Raw genomic sequence first — 23,500 nt, forward strand, 5'->3', positions numbered from 1 at the left:
GCAATTGGCTTATTCGCCGGCTTGTGCCGCTGCGGTTTCTTCTGATGTTGATTCCGCTGCTTCTTGGTTGCCTTCAACCTCTGCGACTTCATCCGCAATGGCTTCGGCTTCTTCGGCGGCCACCGCGACATATTCAGGAACTGGCAGGTTTGAGCCGTTCTCATTCATGTAAAGCGCGACAGCAGCGCGATCTTCGATTTTCGAAAGACCGGCAAAGCCCATTTTCGTGCCGTCCATGTAACTGCGTGGGTTGTTAAGCCAATCGTTCATTTCGTCCCAGCCCCACTGACCGCCAAAGCTGGTCATAGCGGTGGAATATTCATAGCCAGACACTGCACCGACATTGGCGCCCATAATGCCATGAAGGTTAGGGCCCGTGCCATTGGCGCCGCCCGCATCGATCGTGTGACATGCAACACATTTGGCAAAGACTTTTTCACCGGCGGAAACATCAACGCCTTCCATGCTCAACGCCTGAGTCATGGTCATTTCCACTTCGTCAACGTCTTCTTCGACGCCTTCGATCACGTAGCCGACTGTCTCAGGCCGTTCTGGATCGGTGCCGTCAAAATGCTTGGCACTCAAATACGATAGGCCAAGCCCCAGACCGGCTGCGAAAAGCACCCAGCCCGCTGCTGTGTTGAACAGGTCGCTCGAGCCCGTTTCGGTGCTCTGCGGTGCGTCGTTGTTGGTTTTGTCTGTCATCCCGGCGTTCCCATAATGCCGCCTGTGCCACCGCGCAAGATGAAACGCATCATGAATTGGTGCATGAAACGCAAGAGATCGGTCCAAAATCGCCGCGTTCGAACGATCCACGGGCATTTCCCAACGACGAGGTCCGCGAAAAAGCGTGATTCAGCCCCCTTGCTCACTGTCTGCACAAACGTGTAGCAGCGTCGCAATCATGCGTAGCTTTCCCAAACCAGCATTAGCCATCGTCGACAAATTGCGCACCGAAGCGCAAGCGGATCCCGCGCGCGCCATCGCGTTTCAAGGATCGCCAGGTGCCAATTCCCATAGAGCCGCGATGGAAGCGCGACCCGATGCCCTGCCGTTGCCGTGTTTCAGTTTCGAGGACGCGTTGGACGCGGTCAAAGATGGCCGCGCCGGTCAAGCGATCATCCCGATCGAAAACTCTCAACATGGCCGCGTTGCCGACATTCACTTTCTATTGCCCGAAAGCGGCCTAACGATTGTTGGTGAGTATTTTATGCCGATCCATCACGCTTTGATGGGTGTCGGCACTGGCCCGTTTGAGGCCGTCTACAGCCATCCGCAGGCATTGGGCCAATCTCGGTTCTTCTTGCGCGAAAGAGGGATCGTCCCGCTGAGTTACGCCGACACAGCCGGTGCGGCGGCCTTTGTTAGCGAACGCGGCGACCCCAATGTCGGTGCCATCGCCCCGGCCATCGCCGCGCAGCTGTACAATCTGAACATTGTGGAGCGGCACGTCGAAGACAGCGACGACAATATGACCCGGTTTGTCATCCTTTCCGATGGGCCCGCCTTCTTGAAGGTGGACGAAGAAAAGCCCGCCATGACCACGTTCATTTTCGAAGTGAAGAACATCCCAGCCGCGCTTTACAAAGCGCTTGGCGGATTTGCGACCAATGGCGTGAACATGACGAAATTGGAAAGCTATCAGCACGGCACCAGCTTTTCTGCGACCCGGTTCTATGCCGACATTATCGGCGTACCCGGCGACCCCGCGGTGGACCGGGCTTTGGAAGAATGCGGCTTTTATTCCAAGGAATTGCGCATTTTGGGATCGTACCAACAAGGTCGAAAACGCGGCACGTCGTAAAGTAATGCGCGACGCGGCAAATGCGACTGCGGTGTTTTTGTTGTCATTCAAAGTAAAGATCATAAATTTGTGATCGAAAGTGTGTTGCACGACGCAATTACCCGTGCCACCACTGTCGGCGGATGACGAAAGCTGTGCAATCCATTCCGGCAGAATCAGGGGCGCCCAATGATAGTCCCGCAGCGACCAGCGGCGGCGCTCCGGAAAGCTGGCGCGAAGTGCGCGACAATTCCGACATTCAGTTCGAAGAGTTGGGGGTCAAACCGCCCGAAGAGATCGTACCACCTGAACCGAGTGAACCCAGCTGGCTCGAAGAAGTGCTGACAGCGTTTTTCGGCTTCCTCGGAGAAATCTTTGCGCCGGTTGGTCAATTGATCGCCATAGCCTGGCCTGTGTTGCAATGGGTCTTGTTGGGGTTGGCTGTGGTTTTTGTGCTCTACATGGTTTTGCGCAGTTTCGGGCCGCTGTCGCATCGCATCGCGAAGAAGAAAAAGGTGGTCAGCGAACCGGAATGGCAGCCCGATCGCGAAGAAAGCGTTGCCTTGCTCGAAGATGCCGATCGCTTGGCTGCCGAAGGGCGCTTTGACGAAGCGACGCATTTGTTGTTGCAACGCAGTGTGGGACAAATCGCGACGGAACGCCCAGATTGGGTCGATCCGTCTAGCACGGCGCGCGAATTGGCCGCCCTACCCGCATTGTCTGAGGCCGCACGATCGGCCTTTTCCACCATTTCACAACGGGTCGAGCGCAGTTTGTTCGCCTTGAGCGCATTGGATCGCACGGATTGGGAAGCGGCACGGTCCGCTTATGCAAATTTTGCTTTGGCCAAAATCGAAGCGCCTGATCAACAATCAATCGACCACACACCTCAACGCAAATTTGGCCGCAAGGTGTCGGCATGACGGGGCAATCCAACACTTCGCCGCGAATGGGCGCTTCGCCGTTTGGCAGGGGCGCGGTGCTTGCCGTTTTGTTGGTGGGCTTCACCACGTTTATTGCCATGCTCTATTTCATTGGCGCAGGCGACACCGGCGGAAAAGAGCGCGGCGGCGCAGCGCACGCGGCAGCCAACGGTCTGAACGGGTATTCCGCTTTGGTCGAATTGTTGGAAGCAGAAGGATACGATGTCGAACGTTCGCGCGGGCGATCGGGGCTGGAAACGAACGGCCTATTGATCCTGACCCCTTCGTCATATGCCGATGCCGAGGAAATTTCTGTTATACTTTCCAATCGGGAGTATGTCGGCCCGACATTGGTCGTCTTGCCAAAGTGGTTCGCAACCCAGCCAGGCAACGACATTGTCGATGAAGACGCTGAGCGGATGAAGCGCGATTGGGTGCAATTGCTCGATGCTTCCCCCAGCGCGTGGCCCAGCGATTTGCCTGCGCCATTCACTATCAACCAAGAGATCGATACCTTGAATGAGGATGAGTCCCCATTTTATGATGGCTTGCGCACGTCAGGCGAATTGCCAACGCAAACGATCCAATATGCAAATGAGGACTCCAACCACGACCCGATCGTGGCGGATTCGGCCGGCCATGCTTTGGTCGTCAACGTGGTCGGCACCGAAGGCACAGATTATTACGAGAATGCCCATTGGACGATGTTTGTCGTCGAGCCCGATTTGGTGAACAATTACGGTTTGAGCGATCCGCAAAGGGCGGCGACGGCGCTCGCTCTGATACAAGAGGCCGGATACGGCGATACGACCACAATCACTTTTGACATGACGCTCAATGGCTTTGGCAATTCTGTGAACTTGCTCACTTTGGCGTTTGAGCCCCCGTTTTTGGCCGCGACCCTGTGCTTGATCCTTGCGATGTTGATCATTGGGTGGCGGGCCTTTTTGCGGTTTGGGCCACCTGTCGCGCCGGGCCAGGAAATAGCTTTTGGCAAAAAGCGGCTGGTCGCCAATGGCGCCGGTTTGATTGTGCGCGCGCGCCGATTGGGATTGTTGGCTGCGCCCTACACCGCGCTTATCGAAAGACGTTTGGCGCGATCATTGGGCATTGTGCGGCCCGACCCGGAGGCAATCGATAGAGCGATGGCCGCCCGCATGCCCGATCAGGAACCCTTTTCAAATTTGGCCGCGCGTCTGCACAACGCCGACAAGCCCATGGATATATTGCGCGCTGCGCAGGATCTAAGCGCATTGAGCGAGAGCCTGACCGGGAAGAAATGATCATGATGACATCCGCTGCGACACCAACAAACATGACGAGAACGACAGGGAAATCTGCGAAATGACCACCGATCCAGCCAATCCGACGCCATCGAACGGCGGTATCGTTCAACCCGAAACCGGCTCAGGCAATGCCAATTTGGCGGGTCAAGAAATTGGCATGACCCTTGGCGAAGTGCGCAGCCTCGCCGACGCGATCCGGGCCGAAGTTGCAAAGGCGGTTGTCGGACAAGATGCCTTGATCGATCAATTGCTGGTTGCTTTGATTAGCCAAGGGCACGTCCTACTCGAAGGGCCTCCGGGCACAGCGAAAACATTCTTGTCTCAAGCATTTTCGACGGCCTTGGGCCTCGATTATGGGCGCATCCAATTCACACCCGATCTGTTACCCGGCGACATTTTGGGATCGAACCTGTTCAACTTTCAAACGAGTGAATTCACTCTCACGCGCGGGCCGATATTTTGTGAATTGTTGCTCGCGGATGAGATCAACCGGACCCCGCCAAAAACCCAAGCAGCTTTGTTGGAAGCCATGCAGGAGCGGCGCGTCACACTGGACGGGGAAACCCACGAATTGCCACCGCGCTTCATGGTGGTGGCCACGCAAAACCCAATTGAGAACCAAGGCGTCTACCCGTTGCCTGAGGCTCAGCTTGACCGGTTCTTGTTCAAGCTTTTGGTCCCCTATCCCGATGAAATGGAAGAAACACGCATTGTCGCCAGCTATGGGTCAAAGCAAGGGCCGCAACGCCCTGCTGATTTGGGTGTGAGCGCAGTGGCGAGCGCCCAAACACTCGCCGCAGCAAGCGCCGCGCTTGATCACGTGACAGTGGCCGATGAAATCACGCAATATGTCGTGCGATTGGTGCGCGCGACACGCGAACACGCCGAACTGGCCGTGGGCGCATCGCCGCGTGCCGCTGTAATGCTTGCCAACGCTGCGCGCGCGCGCGCAGCGTTGGAAGGGCGCGCCTATGCAATTCCCGACGATGTCAAAGCGCTTGCAGTGCCGGTGTTGAGACACCGTCTAACGCTAAGCCCGGCCGCGGAGATTGAAGGGCGGGACATTGAAGCATTGGTGGCCGAACTGATCGAAGCGACAGAGGCACCTCGGTAAAGCACCGCAACTCCTATGGCCCTTCCCCGCCCCAACCTTCCTTTGGTCCCAACCGAACGCGCCGCTTGGACAATCGCAGCCTTTGCGCCGATTGCGATCGTGATTGCCGCTGCGTCGCCCCAATTGTGGGTGATTGCGCCGATGGCCGCGACTGCTTTGGTGGTGCTGATTGTGTTGGATGGTTTGCTCGCGGGATCATGCCAAGAATGGCAAGTGATTGTTCCCGCCGACACCGAAGTGGGTCAAGACACCGCGCTCGACGTGCATGCTCGGTTCACCCGTCGCTTAATCAGCGGACCCAAGGCCGCTTTGGAAGTCGACACACGCCTCGCACCCAGCGGCCGGGTGACCATTGCGCTTTCCCGAGATTCCGAAACTGGCGACTACAGCGGCACTGTCGACGTTCAACCGGAACGAAGAGGAACCGGAGCGATCGTGCATGCCTGGCTGCGTTGGTCCGGGCCACTGGGCCTTGGCGCGCGTCAGACTCAGCGTTCCTTGGAATCGGCAGTCCGCGTTTGGCCCGATTTGTCCCCCGTGCGATCCAAAGAATTGCAGACATTCATGCGCGACGCGCAGAACGGATTGATCGCTCGACGCATTCGCGGGGAAGGCACGCAATTTGAGGCTTTGACCGAATATCAGCCGGGCATGGATCGCCGCAAAATCGATTGGAAGGCCAGCGCCCGACACGTCCACCTCTACGCACGTGAGAACGAAAGCGAACGCAACAATCAAATCGTCTTTGCGTTTGATTGCGGTCAGGCCATGTGCGAACCGGTTGACGGAATGCCGCGCATCGACAGGGCTGTCTCAGCCGCACTGACATGCTCCTATGTCGCGTTGAAAGGGGGAGATCGGGTCTCGCTGTTCGGCTTTGCCCAACGCCCACAGGTTTTGACCCCGTTCGTGAACGATTCCAGAGCGTTCCATCGTCTGCAAAGCGCCGCAGCGGCGTTGGATTACGACGCCGCTGAACCAAACTTCACTCTGGCTTTGGCGACGTTGACCGCGAAATTGAAACGCCGATCACTCATCGTTCTTTTCTCTGATTTCACCGACCCAACCGCGGCCGAGATGATGATCGAAAGCATCGGTCGGTTGGTCAGCAAGCACCTCGTATTGTTTGTGACCATCGCCGATAGCGATCTAGAGACTTTCATCGATCAAGAGCCCGATGACATCGCCACTTTGGCGCGCAGCGTGACCGCCGATACATTGCTGACGCAGCGCAGTGTCGTCCTGCAACGGTTGCGACGGATGGGAGTGGATGTGGTTGAAGCGCCGTATGACCAAATCGGATATCAATTGATCGATCGATATTTCATGATCAAGAACAGCGAGGCAATCGGATGAACACGCCCGCCGTTGGATCGTGGCTTGGCCCGGCAGCAATGTCCGCACCCACCGATATTGAAAGCGCTGCATTGCGTTCGGACCGTTTCCGGTTGGAACGCGAAGGCGATTGGACGCGGCTCGAGGAAATCGTCGTGTCGATGGAAAAAGGCGGACTGCGGCGGGTTGACGATGATGACTTGCTTGCGCTGCCCACATTGTATCGCACCGCCGCATCCAGCCTTTCGGTTGCGAGAGAGACGAGCCTTGATGCCGCGACGCTAAACTATCTTGAAAGTCTAGTTCAGCGAGCATGGTTCCAGGTGTATGGCCCCCGCAAAGGGTTCTTCAGCTGGTTTAGAGAATTTCTGTTTGGCGGGTGGAGTCGGGCCGTTCGCGAAATCTGGCTCGACATTTGTATTGCCCTGTTTGTGATGGTCGCGGGTGCGATCGTGGGTTGGTTGTTGGTGGTTCAGGACACCGATTGGTATTACCGGCTTGTGTCCATTCAGATGGCAGACACTCGTGTGCCCGGCGCCAGCAAAGATGCGTTGCTCGAAACGTTGGAAGTAACCGAGAACGCCGATGGTCTATCGACATTCGCAGCGTCCCTTTTCAGCAACAATGCAGGCGTGTGCATCTTGGCGTTTGCGCTCGGCTTTGCCTTTGGGGTGCCGTCTCTCATGCTGCTCGTGCACAATATGGCGATGCTGGGCGCGATGTTGTGGCTGTTTGCAGAAGCCGGTTTGATCACGGAATTTTCCGCGTGGTTGAGCGTGCACGGAACGACCGAGTTGTTTGGCATTTTGTTGGCCGGTGCGGCGGGATTGCACATTGGACGTTCGATGGCTTTTCCCGGGGATCGTTCCGTTTTGGAAGCGGCATCGGAAAGCGGCAGACGCAGCGCGGTCGTTATGGTGGGCGTGGTCATCATGATGGTGATCGCCGCCTTGCTAGAGGCATTCCCAAGGCAATTGGTCGAAGGCGCCCAGAGCCGGTTTATCATCGGCGGATCTTTCTTGGCGTTTTGGCTTGCCTATTTCTTCCTCTATTTCCCGCAAAGGCTTAAAGGCGGACCGGCGGAGCAAGACGCATGAGCGGAGCCGCCCCGTCCGATTTGGCATTCCGACGCGCACGGACATTGATCACTCCAGAGGGTATTCCCCTCCCAGTGACTGTGGCATCGCGCGGCTCACGGTTGGGCGCGTTGATCCTTGATATAATGATCCTGGCTGCGGGTCAGATCGCCATCCTGTTGTTCCTGCTCTTCGCATTTGGCGGTGTGTTGGAAGAAATGGAGGCGTCACCCGATGACCGTATTTCAGGCGCCGCAGAGTTCTTGGTCATCATCATCATCTTGTTCGTCTTTGTGGCCCGATACGGATATTTTTTGAGCCTTGAACTGGGACCGCGCGGGGCGACCTTGGGGAAACGCGCGCTGGGCATTCGGGTCGCCGCGCGCAAAGGCGGTCGGCTAACCCCAGAAGCCATTGTCGCGCGCAATTTGCTGCGCGATATTGAACTGTTCTTTCCATTGACTTTCATCATGGTCACCACGTTTTCCAGCATCGCCAACGTTGATGCGGGCGGGGCAACTTGGGCCGCGCTTCTATGGTTCATGATCTTCATGGCCTTCCCGTTTTTTAACAAAGACGCGTTGCGCGCGGGCGATGTGATTGCGGGGACATGGGTGGTTGAGGCACCGCGCACAAAACTGGCGGAGGCTCTGTCCACGCATGGCGCGGCGGTCGAAGGGTCCAGCGAAGTGACCGGGGCACAATACCAGTTCGGCGAAGATGAATTGGCCGTCTATGGTGAACATGAATTGCAGACGCTTGAGCGGATGCTGCGCGACGCACAGCCCGATGCGCTTGCCGCGGTTCACGATACGATTTGCCGCAAAATTGGTTGGGATCCGGGCGCTGGCGATGAACGCGCGTTTCTAGAGGCGTTCTACGCGCAATTGCGCGCCAAACTCGAAGGGGACATGCGGTTCGGCAAGCGCAAGGCCGACAAATTTTCATGACCTACAATCGGCGCTCAATCCTAAGCAGTGGGTTGATATCCCTGGTCGCCTTAGGTGGCACGCTGGGGTTGAGCGGCTGCATTCCACCCGATCAAAGCCCGGCAGGCCGTTTTGTTGCGATGCTGCGAATTATCGAAGCACAGATGGGCGGCGCCTTAGGGGTGGAATTGTTCGACACGCAAACGGGATTATCGATCGGATTGAACAGCGGAATGCGGTTTGGACACTGCTCCTCGTTTAAGCTCTCGCTCGCGGCTTTGGTGTTGGCTCGCAATGCTGCCGGTGCGGATGATGCGGATCGGATCGTGACATGGGAAGAAAGCGATCTGATGTTCGTTTCCCCCTTCACAACCGAGCGTTTGAACGAAGGGGCAAGTTTGCGCGAATTGGCGGAATTCACTCAGAAATATTCCGACAACGCCGCCGCCAACATCCTTCTTAGAGAAGTGGGCGGCCCAGCGGCGCTGACCGCTTTTTGGCGATCAATCGGTGATGGCACCAGCCGCCTCGATCGGATTGAGCCGCATCTCAACAATGTCCCATCTACCGAGATCCGCGACACGACAACTCCATCCGTTATGGCCCGCACCGTCGCAAAACTCATCTACGGCGATGTCCTGCCAGATGCAGAGAAAGCGACGCTGCGCCAATGGATGGTCGACACATCAACCGGCACCCGCCGTGTCCGCGCCGGATTGCCAGGCGATTGGCGCGCAGGCGATAAAACCGGCACATCGATTTGGCCGGGCATGGGCAGCCTATATGTCGACATTGGCTTTGTTGAAAACCCATCCCGCGGCCCAATAACATTCGCCACCTATCTACGCATGCCCAATGAAAGCGATGGTATCGATCCCGCAGCCGAAGCCGCCCTTGCCCAAGTGGGCGAAGTCTTGACCAAATTTGCCGAAGAACCGGGCATGTTTCCAATTTAGTGGCAATCTGCTACTTATCCTCAAAGGGGTCGATGGAGGCATTTGGGCGAGGGATATGGAACGTTTACTCAAGACCATTGCGGGCAGCTTGCCGCTCATATTCGCCTTTGCCTTTCTGGTGCCGGTGATTGATCAAGGGATGCAGGCCGCGCAGGTCTCCGCTCCATTCGGCCTAACGACTTTGACAACAGCGATTTTGATCGGCGGCGGTTGGGGCGTGTTCGCTCTTCTTAAAGGGAGGTGGGTGTGACTATCCAATCAACGATCCTTCCCGATGATCTTTCATCCCTTTCCGATGCGGAATTGCGCAAACTTGAAAATGCCGTTGCCCGAAAACATTCGGGCATGGTCCCATGGCTCGCGGTGATCTGGGCGTTTGGCAATCTGGCGGTTTGGCTATCGCTGTGGCCTTTGGTTTTTTCCGGCCTTTTGCCGCTTTGGGCGGCTTTTCCGATCGCGACCGTCAACATGGCCTTGGTTTATCTACCCACCCATGAGGCGCAGCATGACATCATTGGTCGGCCCGGCACGCGTCTAAGGTGGCTCAATGAAATGGTAGGTCACGCGACCAGTTGGATGATGTTAATGCCTTTCCAAGTGTTGAGGATCACCCATCTTGATCACCATCGGCACACCAATGATCCGGAAAAAGATGTCGACATCACCAGCATGGCACCCGGTCCATGGAGCGCAATATGGTACGCAATCCAAGGCCGCCAACCCCGAGCAAAACGGAACGAAGATTACAGCGCCGCTGTGATACGCGCCGGGCGCCCTGAATTGCTCCTATTGGCGTTGGCCTATCGGTTGGGCTTTATCGTCATCCTTGGCGCTCTTGCCTGGAATGGATATGCGCTGGAGGCGTTGTTCCTGTGGTGGTTGCCCTATCAGATCGCGATGACATACCTCGTGTTCTTCCTGTCATGGGCACCCCACCATCCCGGATCGCATCAAACGCGTTACACAAACACGCGCAGCTGGCGTTCCAAGGTTGGAAACATCGGATCCATGGGGATGCAGTTCCACATCGTGCATCACTTACACCCCTACATACCGCTGGACCGGACTCCGGCCGCGTATCACGAAATGCGCCCGATCTTAGAAGCGCGTGGGTGCAGGCTAGGCGAAAATTAAGCAGGCCTATTCGTCTGCAAAGATTGCAACCTCATTCACGCCATTGCTGGTCGCGCGCCCACGATACATGCCGCTTGTGTTGAAGCTATAAAGTGCGTGGCCTTCTGGTGTGACCAGGATGATCCCGCCGTCGCCGCCTAGCTCTTTGACCTCTGCCATGACGTCGTCAGCAACTTCTTGGAATATGTCGACACCCATCGCCAATTCGGAGGCATGGACGATGTAAGTGGGGCCGTTCTCATCGTGAGGGACACTCAATTGAGCCTCAAGAGCCTCAACGCGGATTTGATAGCGCAACCGCGTGCAAATCTCCTGCGCCACACCGACGCGGATAAAGTATTCGCCCCACCCGGTTGCCGACACCGCACAACTGCGATTGTCCGCATAGGTCCCCGCGCCAATCACAGGCGCATCGCCAATCCGGCCCCAGCGCTTGCCGGTCATGCCGCCGGTCGATGTGCCTGCTGCCATGTTGCCGTCTTGGTCCAGTGCCACTGCGCCGACAGTTCCAAATTTATGATCGACGTCCAACGCAGACAATTGCCGCTCACGCATCCGTTCCAACGATCGGCGGCGGGCTTCGGTCGCAAACCATTCGGGCGGCGTCACGTCGAAACCCTGCTCGCTGGCAAACTGCTCCGCTCCACCTCCCATAAGGAACACATGCGGGCTATTCGTGCGGACCCGATCGGCTAACAATATTGGATTGCGCACCGTCGTCACGCCGGTCACCGCCCCGGCGCTGCGGTCACGGCCATCCATGATTGAGGCGTCGAGTTCATTGCGCTCTTCCCATGTAAACACCGCGCCTCGCCCGGCATTGAACAACGGATTGTCCTCCATCGGTAAGATCGCCGCCTGAATTGCATCCATCGCGCTGCCCCCATCTGCGAGGATTGCTGCGCCTGCGTCCAACGCCTCTTGCAAAGCCGCTTCGTAAGCGGCGCGCCGCTCGGGTGTCATCCGGTCGCGATCAAGTGTTCCCGCCCCTCCGTGGATCGCAATTGACCAAGTCGGCTCTCCATTGTCAGCATTGACGCGCGCAGCAGAAAGACCACCAAGGGACAAGTCAGCCAATGTTAAGGCTGTTAGAACTATTGAAATTATGTTACGCATAATAGATAGAAAGCCTCTTTGGTTTTTTAACAACGAATGCTTTGGCGCAATAAAATGTAACTTACCAAGATACATTTGAGCCTTGAACACTGATAAACTTCATCTTTTCATTAGAACACAGGGGACAATATGCAAATCGGACGATACTCATTCGACGCCGACCTAGCCATGGCGCTGGGTCAAAAGGCGCTTTACGCCATTCTCATTCTCGCAGTCACATGGCTGCTCGCGAAGGCCGCGAAGTGGGCCTTTGCAAAAATTGTTGATCGGATTGGCTTTCTTAATCGCGACACCGGGACCGGCGAAAGCATCGGCACTTCGTTGGGCAAGATCGTATCGCTCTTGATCTGGTTGTTCGGCCTGCTGGCTATCTTGGATGTTCTGGAATTGGGCGGCGTTGCCGGACCGATCAACGAACTGCTTGATACAGTGATGGGCTACATCCCCAACCTCGTGGGTGCGGGATTGTTGTTGTTCATCGGGTTGATGATCGCTGGCATCGTTCGCGACATTGCGGTTACCGCCATGCGGACGGTCAATCTCGACAAATGGGCCAATCGTGGCGGCGTTGACGAAGTGACCGGCAACACCACCATCACCACGACATTGGGCACTATCATCTACGCCTTGATCGCCATTCCTGTCGCCATCGGCGCGTTGGGCGTGTTGAACATCGCGGCGATTTCGGTCCCTGCAACCGATATGCTTTCGCTTGTCATGGCCGCCATTCCAAACATTATTGCCGCCGGCATTTTGTTGGGCATCGGTTATTTGATCAGCCGCTTTGTAGTCAGCATCCTTAGCGAAGTTCTCAGTGGATTGGGCATCGATGGCCCGGTTTCTGCGTTGGGCTTGCTTCCTGCAGAGACAAAGGCTTCTGCCGCTCTTGCACGGATTGCTCAGATCGGGATCATCCTGTTCTTTGCCATCGCAGCGACCAAGATGCTGGGCTTCCCTGAATTGACCGCAATCCTCGACGAAGTGCTCGAACTGGGCAGCAGCGTCTTGTTTGGTGCGGTCGTGATCGGCGTTGGCTTTATGATTGCCAACCTGATCGCCAAATTCCTTGGCGGACCAGATGGTAAATCAATGGCGGGTACATTGGTGCGTTACGCAGCGATCTTGCTCTTCACCTTTATGGGCCTGCAATTCATGGGCGTCGGTGAAGATATCGTACAAGTCGCATTTAGCGCGGTCGTAATCGGCCTTGCGGTTGCTGGCTCGTTGGCCTTTGGTCTGGGTGGACGCGATTGGGCAGCCAAGAAACTGGAACAGCTAGACAAGGATTGATCCATGGGATCATCCGCAGGCTATCCAGTCTGTGAAAGTTCGGGGGCGCGGTGGTCATGCCATCGCGCCCCTGTTACGTTGGGTTCAAAGAAATTTTGGGAAGGATGACTGATGAGCGGCTTTGGCAAAACGAGCACCACCGATGAGGTGTTGGCAGGCAAAGATTTGACCGGAAAAACCGTCTTCATCACCGGCGGAAATTCCGGTTTGGGTCAGGAAACCGGGCGGGCCATGGCCGCCAATGGCGCGCATGTCATCTTGGCGGGTCGCGACGCCGCCAAACTTGATGAAGCCGCCAACATCATCAGAACCGAAACACAAAACGACAATGTCGAAACGATCATTTGCGATCTGGGCGCGATCGAAAACGTAAAGGCCTGCGGGGAAGAAGCCAGCACGAGGTTCGAATCGATCGACATCCTGATTAACAATGCCGGGATAATGGCCACGCCAAAGGGCGCTACCAAAGACGGATTTGAAAGCCAATTTGGCACCAACCATTTGGGCCACTTTGTTTTGACCAAAGCGTTGATGCCGTTGATCGAAAATGGTTCGGACAAACGGATCGTGAACTTGTCCAGCCGCGGTCACTTTATGTCACCGACCCTTTTGAACGATCCCAATTTCGAAACCACGACATACGATCCATGGGTGAGCTATGGCAGCGCAAAAACTGCGAACATCCTGTTTTCCGTGGGTTTGGAAGAGCGTTTCGCGAAGAAAGGGATCCACGCTTATGCCGTGCATCCCGGTGGGATCGAAACCAATCTGGGTCGCCATCTTACGGCAGAACAATCAGCCGCTTTGGTAAGCCGCGTGACCACAACGGATCCCGATTTCGCATGGAAGACCATTCCCCAAGGGGCGGCAACATCGGTTTGGGCGGCCACTGCAGATGAATTGGCCGATCAAGGCGGCGTCTATTGCGAAGACTGTAATGTCGCAGAGATTGACAATGAAAGTCCCACAAGCGGTGTGCGCAGCTATGCCTTAGACAGCGGCAACGCCGATGCATTGTGGACCATGTCAGAACAGATGACCGGCGAAGCTTTCACCGCATAAACGCGGCTATTCGGCAAGAAATTCCCTTAGCAAGGCATACGTATCCTTTGCCTCGCGCGTGGGTACGATCGCCATGTAAACGTGCGGCGATGCTTCGTATTCATACAGCTTCGCATCCACGCCTGCATCGCGCAATTTGCCCGCAAATGTCCGCGAATCCACGATGAACAGATCATGCCGGCCGGTCCAAATGCGTGTGGGTGGCAGCAATGCGAGATCATCTTTGGCGGTGTAAAGCGGGCTGCATGCTGGCGAAGAGGGATCGCGATCATCGGACCAGATCGTGCCCATCGCGCGGACCGCGCCGATTTTCAGCATGAAGTCATTCGGTTCTACCGCCTGCATCGCTTCGTCCCGCATTGTGACATCAAGCCATGGGGCAAACAAAGCCAGCTTGCCGGGCGTCGGACCGCCAGCTTTGGCCAAACGCATCGCAAGACTAAAGGCCATATGGCCCCCCGCGCTATCGCCATTGAGGATGATCTTCGCCGGATCATGTTCGCCTGCCAATTTCGCAAAGGCGGCATCGGCCAATTCATCCTGACGCGAATAATGCGCCTCTGGCACCACATCATAAAGCGGCAGAGACACGCTCATACCGCATTGTTCGACCAACGCTTGTGCCAAGGGCCAATGTTCTTTGAACATCGGCAACACAAAGCCCCCGCCGTGGAAATACAGCATATGCCATTCTGCGGGACCGGATTTTGGATGCAGAGTGACGACTTTCTGTCCGGCGGCGGTCCACTCTTCCACTTGGAACTTCTGATTGAAATTGGCCGGCATAGGCGCGTCAACGGGAGGGGTCCGGTTGGCCAGATACGGCGCAATCTCGTCTGCTTGCCGCGGAAAGACCGACGACCGTTTGCTCATGATCCATTTGACCGTGCGCATCATAATGCTTGGTTTCGGGCTGCGCAGTTCAATTGATGTGTCGGTCAGCATACATTCTCTCCAAAGCCTATCGGCCAAAAAGAGACTGAACGAGTGGGAGTGGAAGTCAAGATGAGCGGACCAGCGCCGAGATCACGGATTGATGCCGGTAATGATGCCTTCTTGTAACCACTGACCCAGTATGGCCCCCGCACGCATTGCGGCCTCATGGACGCTTTCTGGCGACGGATCGAGATCATCCCCGATCAATTGCCCGATAAGGTCGGCATAGGTCGCGCCCTCTTGCATGATCGCAAATGCATCGACGTGATCTGCTTGCGCCATGATGAAAGTCGGACGCTCGCCTTCGCGCCAAACGATACAGGCTTGCGCCTCGGATAATTGGGCATTGGGCCTGATGTAGCCGTTTGTTTCTGATGTTGTGAGTGGTGCGCCGTCGCCTTCCACCGGTGCATCTTCGCCGAGCGATCGCCAAATCATAGCCAGATCGTGTTCGACCAAACGGCATGTGGCCCTCGGCCCAAATTCCAAACGCAACGCCTCCCATTCGGCATCGCCAAACGCAGCTGTCGCAGCGCCGAAGGCGGCCGGGTCCATCGGTGTGGTATCCGGCGCCGTTGCCAAGTCGAGCATAGCGCGCTCCAGCCATGCCAGCTCAGAAATCTCAGGGTTTTGACCAAAAAACTGCGCGCAGGTCGCGTCGAAACCCACTCCGGCATCATCCAACGTCCAGCCGGTAGGAGGGTGTTTGATCACGTGATTGATGCTCGCCTGGGCAAAGGGTTGATCGCCGGCATATCGCGCGGTTCGTTCATACGTATCCGTCAAGGATCCCAACAACGCTGCCCGATAATTGCCGCGATACACCGCCATCCCGGCCGTCTGCCGGTTGCTCCACCCTTCGGGTAATGGCGCTGCATCATCCAAAATGGCGCGGAGAAAGTCGGCCTGTCTTTGAGCCAAAGATGTGGAAGCGCCGGTCATGCAAGAACCGGTTCACGTTGATCATTCGCAATCCCGCGTCCCCGATCAAGTTCCATCAACAAATGCGACAAAGGTGGAATATCTTCATCGCGTTCGATCATCGTAGCCACCGGCTGTGGCAACATGGTGAGCGCCTGAGCGTACAAGCCCCAAACATCGTCGCACACGGCGCGATCATGGGTATCGATAATGATGTCGCGTTCTGGGGTTGCCGGTTCATGGCCCGCCAAATGAATTTGCCGCACACGATCGAGCGGCAATCCCGCCAAATATTCCTGCGCTGAAAAGCCGTGATTGCGGCTCGACACGTAGATATTGTTCACATCAAGCAGCAAGTAACACCCGGTGCGCTGCGCCATCGCGCTCAAGAATTCCCATTCCGTCATCTCATCTTCGGGGAAGGTGAGATAGCTGGACGGATTTTCGAACAACATCGCCCGGCCCAACGTGTTTTGCGCAGCATCGATGTTGTCACACACCGCCTGCAACGCCTCTTGGGTCAACGGCATTGGCAAAAGATCGTGGGAATTGTGCGCGCTTGTCCTCGTCCAACACAGATGGTCGGAAACCCAAAGCGGATCGATGCGCTGCTCCAATTTCTTCAATTTGGTCAAATAATCGGCGTCAAGGCCATCTGCCGAACCAATCGACATTGACACGCCGTGGATGATCACGGGGAGCATTTCGCGCACCTTTTCTAAGATGCGCAGCTGGCGGCCGCCTTCGATCATGTAATTTTCGCTGATGACTTCCACGAAATCCACTTTGGGCACACCGCCGTCACGCGGGCTCAAGAAATCGTCATAGTGCGTGCGCCTCAGACCAAGGCCGAAACCGCTGAACGGTTTGATAGGATCATGTTGCTTTTGCATATGCGCCTTTCATAGCAGACCATCCCAAAACGCACATTCCCAAAGATGCGATCCCATCATGGGCAAAGCCCGTTTGCGTGCGAATGTTTTGGACAAGAGCCCGGTTTTGGGCTTTCTTTCTATAGAGGGAGGTTCGCAGCAATCCTTACGCCGGTTACTCGCGCGAAAGTAGGCCGGCAACGGAACGCGAGAAAAACACAATCATTCAAAGTTTTTTGACATCGATGTAACCACCCGGTGTGGCCACGCGAATGACAGTCCAGAGCCGACGATCAAGTCGGCGCTTGAATAAGAACACAGTTTAGAAGAGGAAATGTCATGAAAGCCAAATCAATTGCCGGCATCGCCGGTCTCGCCCTCACCGCCACCATCACTGCCGGTATCGCAACGGCTCCTGTCGCGGCACAAAGCTCTAAAGAAAAATGCTATGGCGTTTCGCTTGCTGGCGAAAACGATTGCGCCGCTGGACCAGGCACAAGCTGCGCCGGCACATCGACACGCGATTACCAAGGCAACGCCTGGACATATGTCGACACTGGCACATGCACCAGCATCTCCACGCCTAAAGGCCGCGGATCGTTGACACCCATCAACCGGTAACTGTTTGCGCAAACAGTAGCCCAATAGGTGGCGGTCTCTCAGGCATCATGGAGACCGCCAACCAAACAACCCTAGGAGGGAAGAATGAGCGGACTAGTATCACTTTGGAACCGGATCACCGGCATTTTGTCGGGTACCACGGTTGAAAGCATCGTGTTGTTTTTGGCACGCATCGCGCTCGCAGGAATTTTCTGGCGGTCGTACGAAACCAAAGTCGAAGACGGCACATGGTTCAAAATCGACGAAGTGCAGTATTTCCTGTTTGAAAACGAATTTGCAGGATTGCCGCTTTCGCCTGACTTGGCCGTACCAATGGCAACATATGCGGAATTCCTGTTCCCGGTCTTGTTGGTGCTTGGCTTGTTCAGCCGGTTCTCAGCAGCCGCATTGGCGGTGATGGCATTGGTCATTCAGATCTTTGTCTTCCCAACGATGGATCACTTCTTCGGTTGGGCGATTACGATCCTCGCTTTGGCGGGAATCATCATTAGCCGCGGACCAGGCGTCATTGGAATCGATAAGGTTCTAAGCCTGGTGACCGGTTCGAAAGCAGCGTAGGCCTCAGGTCAGTGGTTGCTGATGAACCCACTTTCGCCCGCCTCATGGCAGCGACACAGGACGGCGACAAAGCCGCCGGTAATGTGTTGCTGACCGAGGTGGGCGTATGGTTGGAGCGGTATTTTCGCCGCCGCGTGCCACCGCACTCGATCGATGATCTGGTGCAAGAAGTTCTGATCGCGTTTTATACAAAGCGCGCGACATGGGACCCGGCTCGCCCCTTTCTGCCATGGCTTGCTGCCATTGCTCGGTATCGTTGGGTCGATCACCTGCGCAAGGTCTACAAGCATGACAGCAAGGAATTGATGGAAGACGACGCCGTAGAAGACAGTGAAGAAGATGTCGTCTTGGCCCGTGTAAGCCTTGATCGTTTGTTCGGGCAGCTTCCTGAAAAGCAGGCTGAAGTTATTGAAATGGTCAAAATTGGCGGCTTATCCATCCGCGAAGCGGCCGAAAAAACGGGACAAAGCGAAAGCCTAGTCAAAGTGAATATCCATCGTGGCCTTAAGAAAATGGCGACAATGGTTGAGAAAGCAGATTGAAATGAACACCCCTCCAACAAACCCACCTAAAGACGCGATGAGTCGTGAAGATCTGATCGCGTCTTTGACCGAAGATCTGACCCCGGTGAAACGGGTCAAGCCGGTCGAAGGGGTGGCTCTGATTGCTTTTGCGACGGTCGTCGCGCTGGTCGCATCCATTGCCGTTTACGAATGGTGGGGTGGCCTGTTGACCGGAGAGGCATCGGGCTATTTCATCATCACGCATGGATTGCTGCTTGTGCTTGGCGCGGCCAGCACCGCCGCGTTGGTGACGGGCGCTATGCCGCGCGTGGGTACGCGCGCAAACGCACCTTTGTGGAGCGCGATCATGCTGGCCATCTTGCCGGCGGGCGCCATTATCAATCTGATGTCTGGCAACGGCAATCACGCACACGAAGGGTTGAATGATCCGGTGGCGTATATGTGCACGATGGCTTCCCTTTCTGCGGGCGCTTTGGTTTTGATTGCTGCGGTTTTGTTCCTGCGGCGCGGTGCCCCTGTTTCGATTGAACGTTCGGCATGGCTTTCGGGTCTGGCCGCGGGTTCGTTGGGCACACTCGCCTATGGCATCACCTGCCCGCTCGATACGTTTTCGCATGTCGGATTGTGGCACGTTGCCCCCGTAGCGATCGGCGCGGTGTTTGCCCGGATTGTGGTTCCCCCGCTTATCCGTTGGTAATTCACCGAGCATCACGATTTTGGAAAAGGGCGTCCGATGCGGCGCCCTTTTTCATTTCTTGCGACGCGTTTTGACACCAAGCCGCTCTTATCATTGCCCCAATGCATGTGCGCGCCTATATGCGCTGGCATGTCTTCAATACGGCCTTGGCGCGATATCGAACGGCGGCAATCCCGCCAGATTATGGTTGGTGATGTGCCGGTCGGTGGCGGCGCGCCGATCACAGTCCAAACCATGACCAACACCCCCACCGAAGACGCGGTGGCAACATTGGATCAGATCCGTCGGTGCGAGGAAGTTGGATGCGATATTATTCGCGTGTCTTGCCCCACCGAAGAAGCGACGGCCGCCTTTAAAAAAATCACAAAAGCAGCGCGTATTCCAATCGTTGCGGACATTCATTTTCACTACAAACGCGCATTGGAAGCCGCCGATGGCGGCGCGGCGTGTCTCCGCATCAACCCCGGCAATATTGGATCATCGAAACGCGTCGCAGAGGTTGTCCGCGCGGCCAAAGCCAATGGCTGCGCGATCAGGATTGGCGTGAACGCAGGCAGTCTAGAGAAAGACTTGCTCGAAAAATACGGCGAGCCTTGCCCCGAAGCGCTCATCGAAAGCGCGCTGGATCACATCAAATTGCTCCAAGATCACGACTTTCACAATTTTAAAGTCGCGGTGAAAGCCTCTGATGTTTTCCTTGCTGTGGCGGCCTATCATGGGCTTGCCGAAACGGTGGATTGCCCACTTCATCTCGGCATTACTGAGGCAGGCGGCTTGATCGGCGGAACGGTCAAATCGTCGATCGGCATGGGCTCGCTGTTATGGGCGGGCATTGGCGATACGATCCGGGTCTCGCTTTCGGCGGAGCCTGAGGAAGAAGTCAAAGTCGGCTATGAAATGCTCAAGTCGCTGGGCCTACGCACACGCGGCGTGCGCGTGGTGTCCTGCCCTAGCTGTTCGCGCCAAGGGTTTGACGTCATCCGTACGGTTGAAACGCTCGAAAAGCGGCTTGAGCACATCAAAACTCCGATGAGCCTTTCCGTGCTTGGTTGTGTCGTGAATGGCCCAGGCGAAGCGCGCGAGACCGATATTGGCCTAACCGGCGGCGGCAACGGCAAACATATGGTCTATCTGTCGGGCGTGAAAGCGCACGCCATCCAAGACGAAGACACACTCGAACACATCGTCAAATTGGTCGAAGACAAAGCGGCCAAGATTGAAGCGGGCGAGGCCGTCGCGTTCGATCCTCACGCGACGGAAGCAGCCGAATGATCCGTCCCATTTTGTCAGGTCTGGCCGCCGGGTTGCTGTTGGTTGGGTGCGCGACTGTCGCCGACAACGTGACGACACACGCTGCCCACGATTATCCAGAGGCGCGATCTTACGACGTTAGCGAAAACGCGATGGCCGATGTAGACGCCGCCCTATCCCGCGCGGTGGCCAGCGACAAACGCGTGATGATCGTGATGGGTGCGAATTGGTGCCATGACAGTCGCGCATTGGCGGGCTGGCTTGGGACAGATCGCTTTGCCGCGTTGATCGATGCGAAATATGAATTGGTCTTCGTCAATGTTGGCATGCCGCAATCGGGCGATGGCCATAACATAGCCATCGCTCAACGCTTCGGCCTCGACGCATTGCCGGGCACGCCGAATGTTTTGATCGTCACCGCAGACGGAACGCTCATCAATGCAGACACCGCAACGACTTGGCGCGACGCCGCCAGCCGCGAAGAAGACGCGATCTATGATGAGCTGGTCAGCCTTGCGAATTAGCGCAAGAATTGATTGAAGCGGTGCGAAACTGCCTCCAAGTCGTTGCTCCGCTGGCATGGCCGGAAGTCGCAACTTGTCAGAGCGTTGGATCGGCAATCGTTGCCTTCGGCTACGCGTTTACGTTCCATCGTATCGGCCAAGGGTAAATGCTCCACGTCGTCCACCACGCCGACTATATGGCGCCTCGCCCAGCGCGCGGCACGTTCAAATTCGACAAATACCACCTCGTCATGGAGGAGTTACGCGGCTCTGGCGCGGCAATCACGGAACACGCTCCATCCCCTTGCCCGCGCGAATGGTTGGAAGCGGTGCATGACCCCGCTTATGTCGAGGAAGTGTTCACGGCCACCGTCCCACGCGATAAAGAACGGCGGATTGGGTTCCCTGTGACCGAGCGCATTCGCGACCGTGTGCGCCATACGAATGGCGGAACTTGGCTCGCGGCGAAGCTGGCGTTGGACCACGGATACGCCGCCAACAGCGCGGCGGGCAGCCATCACGCTCTGGCCGATACGGGTGCGGGTTATTGCGTGTTCAACGATCTCGCAGTGGCATCCAACCGACTGATCGCGGAAGGGGATGCGCGGCGCATTTTGATCGTCGACCTTGATGTCCATCAAGGCGATGGGACCGCCAGCCTAACCGCGCTGCGCGAAGACATCTACACGCTCTCGTTCCACGCGGAAAAGAACTTTCCCGTGCGAAAGGCTCGGTCAAACCACGATGTTGCCCTGCCCGATGGATTGGACGATGCCGGATATATGGCTGCGTTGGAGCAACACTTGCCCGCGGCGTTGGACCGTTTTGCGCCAGATTTTGTGTTTTATCAGGCCGGGGTTGATCCGCATAAGGATGACAAATTGGGCCGATTGGCGCTGACGGATGAAGGGTTGGCCCAACGCGATCGTTTTGTAGTCCGAAATGCACGCAATCGCGGCCTGCCCATCGCCTCCGCATTGGGCGGCGGATATGGCGATGATCAACGCGCGGTCGGCGCACGCCACGCACGATCCATGCTCGCAATGGCTGATGAAAATGCAAAGGCGTGATACGAGCGCAGTCACCCTCTACGAATGCGATTCGTTTGAAAAACGACGCGTTCCGCATCGAACCAAAGGATACCACAACCCATGACAGTCCATGAAACCGATTACCTTATCGTCGGCGCCGGCGCCGTGGGTTTGGCCTTTGCCGATACTTTGCTCGACGAAGACCCCGATTGCCACATCACTTTTGTTGACAAACACGCCAAGCCGGGCGGTCATTGGAATGACGCCTACTCCTTCGTGGCGCTCCACCAACCCAGCGCGACATACGGCGTCAATTCGATGGAGATGTGCCCCGATCGCGTCGATGAACACGGCCACAACGCTGGGATGTACCCTCTTGCCAAACACGCAGAGATTCTTGCGTATTACAGCAAATTGATGACCGAGCGCCTGATCCCTAGTGGGCGCGTCTCGTATCTACCATTGACCGAATATAAAGGTGGAACCGGCCCATCACACGCCGCACGCAGTATTTTGTCGGGTGAAGATCACACATTCACCGTGCGCCGCAAATTGGTTGATGCTACGTGGTTCCAAACATCGGTTCCATCCACCCATACGCCCGCCTTCGACATTGCTGATGACGCGCGATTTGCGGCACCAGGCAAGCTTCCTGAACTTTGGATGCAAGCGGACAACTTGCCCGATCACTATGTTGTAATCGGCGGCGGAAAAACCGCGATGGACACGGCAGTATGGCTTTTGGAAGCGGGCGTTGCTCCGGAGAAAATCGATTGGGTTCGCCCGCGCGACAGCTGGATGTTCAACCGCAAATTGCTCCAGCCGGCCATTCATCACATCGAAGGTTTGATCCAATTTCAAACCGATCTGGTCGAATGCGCTGCAAGTTCAGAAACCGGCGATGAGATGTTCGCCAAATTGGATGAGCGCGGCACGATGTTGCGGATTGATCCCGATGTTAAGCCAAAAATGTTCCATTTCGCTGTGATCTCCGAAGCGGAGGTCGCGATGCTGCGCACCATCAAGAACGTGCATCGTGGAAAGCGCGTCACCGCATTGGAACCGGGTGCGATGCATTTTGGTGATGAAACTGTCTCGCTGCACGCAAACACATTGTTCATCGATTGCACCGCCCGAGCGGTGCCCTTTGACGCAAACGACAATGTCCGGCCGATCTTTGAAGGGGATCGCATCACCTTACAATTGGCTCAGGCCCCGTTCGTGCCGTACAGCGCCGCCCTCGCCGCCTTTTTGGAAGCGAATTTCGACAACGATATGGAACGCAACAACCTTGTTCCACCCGCGCCGTTGACCGATTCCACCGACACATACCCCTATGCGATCATGGCCAATTTGATGAGCACCGCGATTCTATCGGGCAATGAAAAGACTAACGCGTTCAACGCCCGGTCGCGCCTGCACCCCACCGGACCTGCCATCGCCAAGATGATGGCCGATCAAGATCCGCGCCTCGCTGCTCTCGCCAAAGTGGGCCCTGCGATTGCAGCCCATATGCCTGGCGTGATCAAACTGGGTATGGCAGCAAAGGCCATTCACGAAGGCGCTTCGTAACGGATGCAAT

25 protein-coding genes are annotated in these 23,500 nt (G+C 56.3%); 20 read left to right on the plus strand and 5 right to left on the minus strand.

Annotation, left to right across the window (positions count from 1 at the left end; genetic code table 11):
* Positions 1 to 9 precede the first annotated feature (9 nt).
* Positions 10 to 705, minus strand: coding sequence for a c-type cytochrome (locus BQ8290_RS06875; protein WP_108792059.1), 696 nt, complete (start codon positions 703 to 705; stop codon positions 10 to 12).
* A 199-nt stretch (positions 706 to 904) separates the two neighbouring features.
* Here BQ8290_RS06875 and BQ8290_RS06880 point away from each other — a divergent pair, with 199 nt between their 5' ends.
* From BQ8290_RS06880 to BQ8290_RS06925, 10 genes are all read left to right on the plus strand, one after another.
* A complete protein-coding gene (locus tag BQ8290_RS06880; RefSeq protein ID WP_108788759.1) occupies positions 905 to 1,804 on the plus strand; it encodes a prephenate dehydratase in 900 nt (299 codons plus the stop codon).
* Between the two features lie 122 nt (positions 1,805 to 1,926).
* Positions 1,927 to 2,706, plus strand: coding sequence for a hypothetical protein (locus BQ8290_RS06885; RefSeq protein WP_337661097.1), 780 nt, complete (start codon positions 1,927 to 1,929; stop codon positions 2,704 to 2,706).
* Positions 2,703 to 3,989: a DUF4350 domain-containing protein gene (locus BQ8290_RS06890; RefSeq protein ID WP_108788761.1), complete on the plus strand. Its 1,287-nt coding sequence runs from the start codon at positions 2,703 to 2,705 to the stop codon at positions 3,987 to 3,989. Before BQ8290_RS06885 ends, BQ8290_RS06890 begins: the two co-directional genes overlap by 4 nt.
* A gap of 160 nt (positions 3,990 to 4,149) precedes the next feature.
* Positions 4,150 to 5,106, plus strand: coding sequence for an AAA family ATPase (locus BQ8290_RS06895; protein WP_108792061.1), 957 nt, complete (start codon positions 4,150 to 4,152; stop codon positions 5,104 to 5,106).
* A gap of 15 nt (positions 5,107 to 5,121) precedes the next feature.
* The gene (locus tag BQ8290_RS06900) at positions 5,122 to 6,462 is read left to right on the plus strand and encodes a DUF58 domain-containing protein (protein WP_108788763.1); all 1,341 of its coding nucleotides are present in this window, start codon (positions 5,122 to 5,124) and stop codon (positions 6,460 to 6,462) included.
* A complete protein-coding gene (locus BQ8290_RS06905; protein WP_108788765.1) occupies positions 6,459 to 7,538 on the plus strand; it encodes a stage II sporulation protein M in 1,080 nt (359 codons plus the stop codon). The genes BQ8290_RS06900 and BQ8290_RS06905 overlap by 4 nt, the downstream gene beginning before the upstream one ends.
* A complete protein-coding gene (locus BQ8290_RS06910) occupies positions 7,535 to 8,467 on the plus strand; it encodes an RDD family protein (RefSeq protein WP_108788767.1) in 933 nt (310 codons plus the stop codon). The genes BQ8290_RS06905 and BQ8290_RS06910 overlap by 4 nt, the downstream gene beginning before the upstream one ends.
* Complete coding sequence (gene bla, locus BQ8290_RS06915; protein WP_108788769.1) at positions 8,464 to 9,402, plus strand: class A beta-lactamase; 939 nt, start codon at positions 8,464 to 8,466, stop codon at positions 9,400 to 9,402. The genes BQ8290_RS06910 and bla overlap by 4 nt, the downstream gene beginning before the upstream one ends.
* A gap of 55 nt (positions 9,403 to 9,457) precedes the next feature.
* Positions 9,458 to 9,652, plus strand: a complete 195-nt coding sequence (locus tag BQ8290_RS06920; protein WP_108788771.1) for a hypothetical protein — start codon at positions 9,458 to 9,460, stop codon at positions 9,650 to 9,652.
* Positions 9,649 to 10,536 (plus strand): fatty acid desaturase, encoded by an 888-nt coding sequence (locus tag BQ8290_RS06925; RefSeq protein WP_108788773.1) that lies wholly within the window; start codon positions 9,649 to 9,651, stop codon positions 10,534 to 10,536. The genes BQ8290_RS06920 and BQ8290_RS06925 overlap by 4 nt, the downstream gene beginning before the upstream one ends.
* 6 nt (positions 10,537 to 10,542) lie before the next feature.
* Here the strand turns inward: BQ8290_RS06925 and BQ8290_RS06930 are convergent, their stop codons facing one another.
* A complete protein-coding gene (locus BQ8290_RS06930) occupies positions 10,543 to 11,613 on the minus strand; it encodes an isoaspartyl peptidase/L-asparaginase family protein (protein ID WP_443112309.1) in 1,071 nt (356 codons plus the stop codon).
* Between the two features lie 168 nt (positions 11,614 to 11,781).
* On the opposite strand from BQ8290_RS06930, the gene BQ8290_RS06935 reads away from it, so the two are divergent.
* Both BQ8290_RS06935 and BQ8290_RS06940 read left to right on the plus strand, forming a co-directional pair.
* Complete coding sequence (locus tag BQ8290_RS06935) at positions 11,782 to 12,942, plus strand: mechanosensitive ion channel (RefSeq protein WP_108788777.1); 1,161 nt, start codon at positions 11,782 to 11,784, stop codon at positions 12,940 to 12,942.
* Positions 12,943 to 13,053: 111 nt separating this feature from the next.
* Complete coding sequence (locus BQ8290_RS06940) at positions 13,054 to 14,004, plus strand: SDR family NAD(P)-dependent oxidoreductase (RefSeq protein ID WP_108788779.1); 951 nt, start codon at positions 13,054 to 13,056, stop codon at positions 14,002 to 14,004.
* 6 nt (positions 14,005 to 14,010) lie between these two features.
* Here the strand turns inward: BQ8290_RS06940 and BQ8290_RS06945 are convergent, their stop codons facing one another.
* The 3 genes from BQ8290_RS06945 to bufB all read right to left on the minus strand — a co-directional run bounded on the left by BQ8290_RS06945 (position 14,011) and on the right by bufB (position 16,754).
* Complete coding sequence (locus tag BQ8290_RS06945) at positions 14,011 to 14,949, minus strand: alpha/beta hydrolase fold domain-containing protein (protein WP_108788781.1); 939 nt, start codon at positions 14,947 to 14,949, stop codon at positions 14,011 to 14,013.
* Between the two features lie 81 nt (positions 14,950 to 15,030).
* A complete protein-coding gene (locus BQ8290_RS06950; RefSeq protein WP_108788783.1) occupies positions 15,031 to 15,882 on the minus strand; it encodes an HvfC/BufC family peptide modification chaperone in 852 nt (283 codons plus the stop codon).
* Positions 15,879 to 16,754, minus strand: a complete 876-nt coding sequence (gene bufB / locus BQ8290_RS06955; RefSeq protein WP_108788785.1) for an MNIO family bufferin maturase — start codon at positions 16,752 to 16,754, stop codon at positions 15,879 to 15,881. Before bufB ends, BQ8290_RS06950 begins: the two co-directional genes overlap by 4 nt.
* Before the next feature lie 318 nt (positions 16,755 to 17,072).
* Here bufB and BQ8290_RS06960 point away from each other — a divergent pair, with 318 nt between their 5' ends.
* From BQ8290_RS06960 to BQ8290_RS06995, 8 genes are all read left to right on the plus strand, one after another.
* Positions 17,073 to 17,354, plus strand: coding sequence for a BufA1 family periplasmic bufferin-type metallophore (locus BQ8290_RS06960; RefSeq protein WP_108788788.1), 282 nt, complete (start codon positions 17,073 to 17,075; stop codon positions 17,352 to 17,354).
* A gap of 84 nt (positions 17,355 to 17,438) precedes the next feature.
* Positions 17,439 to 17,912: a DoxX family membrane protein gene (locus tag BQ8290_RS06965; RefSeq protein ID WP_108788790.1), complete on the plus strand. Its 474-nt coding sequence runs from the start codon at positions 17,439 to 17,441 to the stop codon at positions 17,910 to 17,912.
* Between the two features lie 11 nt (positions 17,913 to 17,923).
* Positions 17,924 to 18,454, plus strand: a complete 531-nt coding sequence (locus tag BQ8290_RS06970) for a sigma-70 family RNA polymerase sigma factor (protein WP_108788792.1) — start codon at positions 17,924 to 17,926, stop codon at positions 18,452 to 18,454.
* A 1-nt stretch (position 18,455) separates the two neighbouring features.
* A complete protein-coding gene (locus BQ8290_RS06975) occupies positions 18,456 to 19,133 on the plus strand; it encodes an NrsF family protein (protein ID WP_108788794.1) in 678 nt (225 codons plus the stop codon).
* 129 nt (positions 19,134 to 19,262) lie between these two features.
* Complete coding sequence (gene ispG / locus BQ8290_RS06980; RefSeq protein ID WP_108792063.1) at positions 19,263 to 20,405, plus strand: flavodoxin-dependent (E)-4-hydroxy-3-methylbut-2-enyl-diphosphate synthase; 1,143 nt, start codon at positions 19,263 to 19,265, stop codon at positions 20,403 to 20,405.
* Positions 20,402 to 20,908, plus strand: a complete 507-nt coding sequence (locus BQ8290_RS06985) for a thioredoxin family protein (protein ID WP_108788796.1) — start codon at positions 20,402 to 20,404, stop codon at positions 20,906 to 20,908. Before ispG ends, BQ8290_RS06985 begins: the two co-directional genes overlap by 4 nt.
* A gap of 146 nt (positions 20,909 to 21,054) precedes the next feature.
* Positions 21,055 to 21,957: a histone deacetylase gene (locus BQ8290_RS06990; RefSeq protein ID WP_108788798.1), complete on the plus strand. Its 903-nt coding sequence runs from the start codon at positions 21,055 to 21,057 to the stop codon at positions 21,955 to 21,957.
* An 81-nt stretch (positions 21,958 to 22,038) separates the two neighbouring features.
* Positions 22,039 to 23,490, plus strand: coding sequence for an NAD(P)-binding protein (locus BQ8290_RS06995; protein WP_108788800.1), 1,452 nt, complete (start codon positions 22,039 to 22,041; stop codon positions 23,488 to 23,490).
* Positions 23,491 to 23,500 lie beyond the last annotated feature (10 nt).

Source organism: Erythrobacter sp. Alg231-14 (assembly GCF_900149685.1).
GTDB lineage: Bacteria > Pseudomonadota > Alphaproteobacteria > Sphingomonadales > Sphingomonadaceae > Erythrobacter.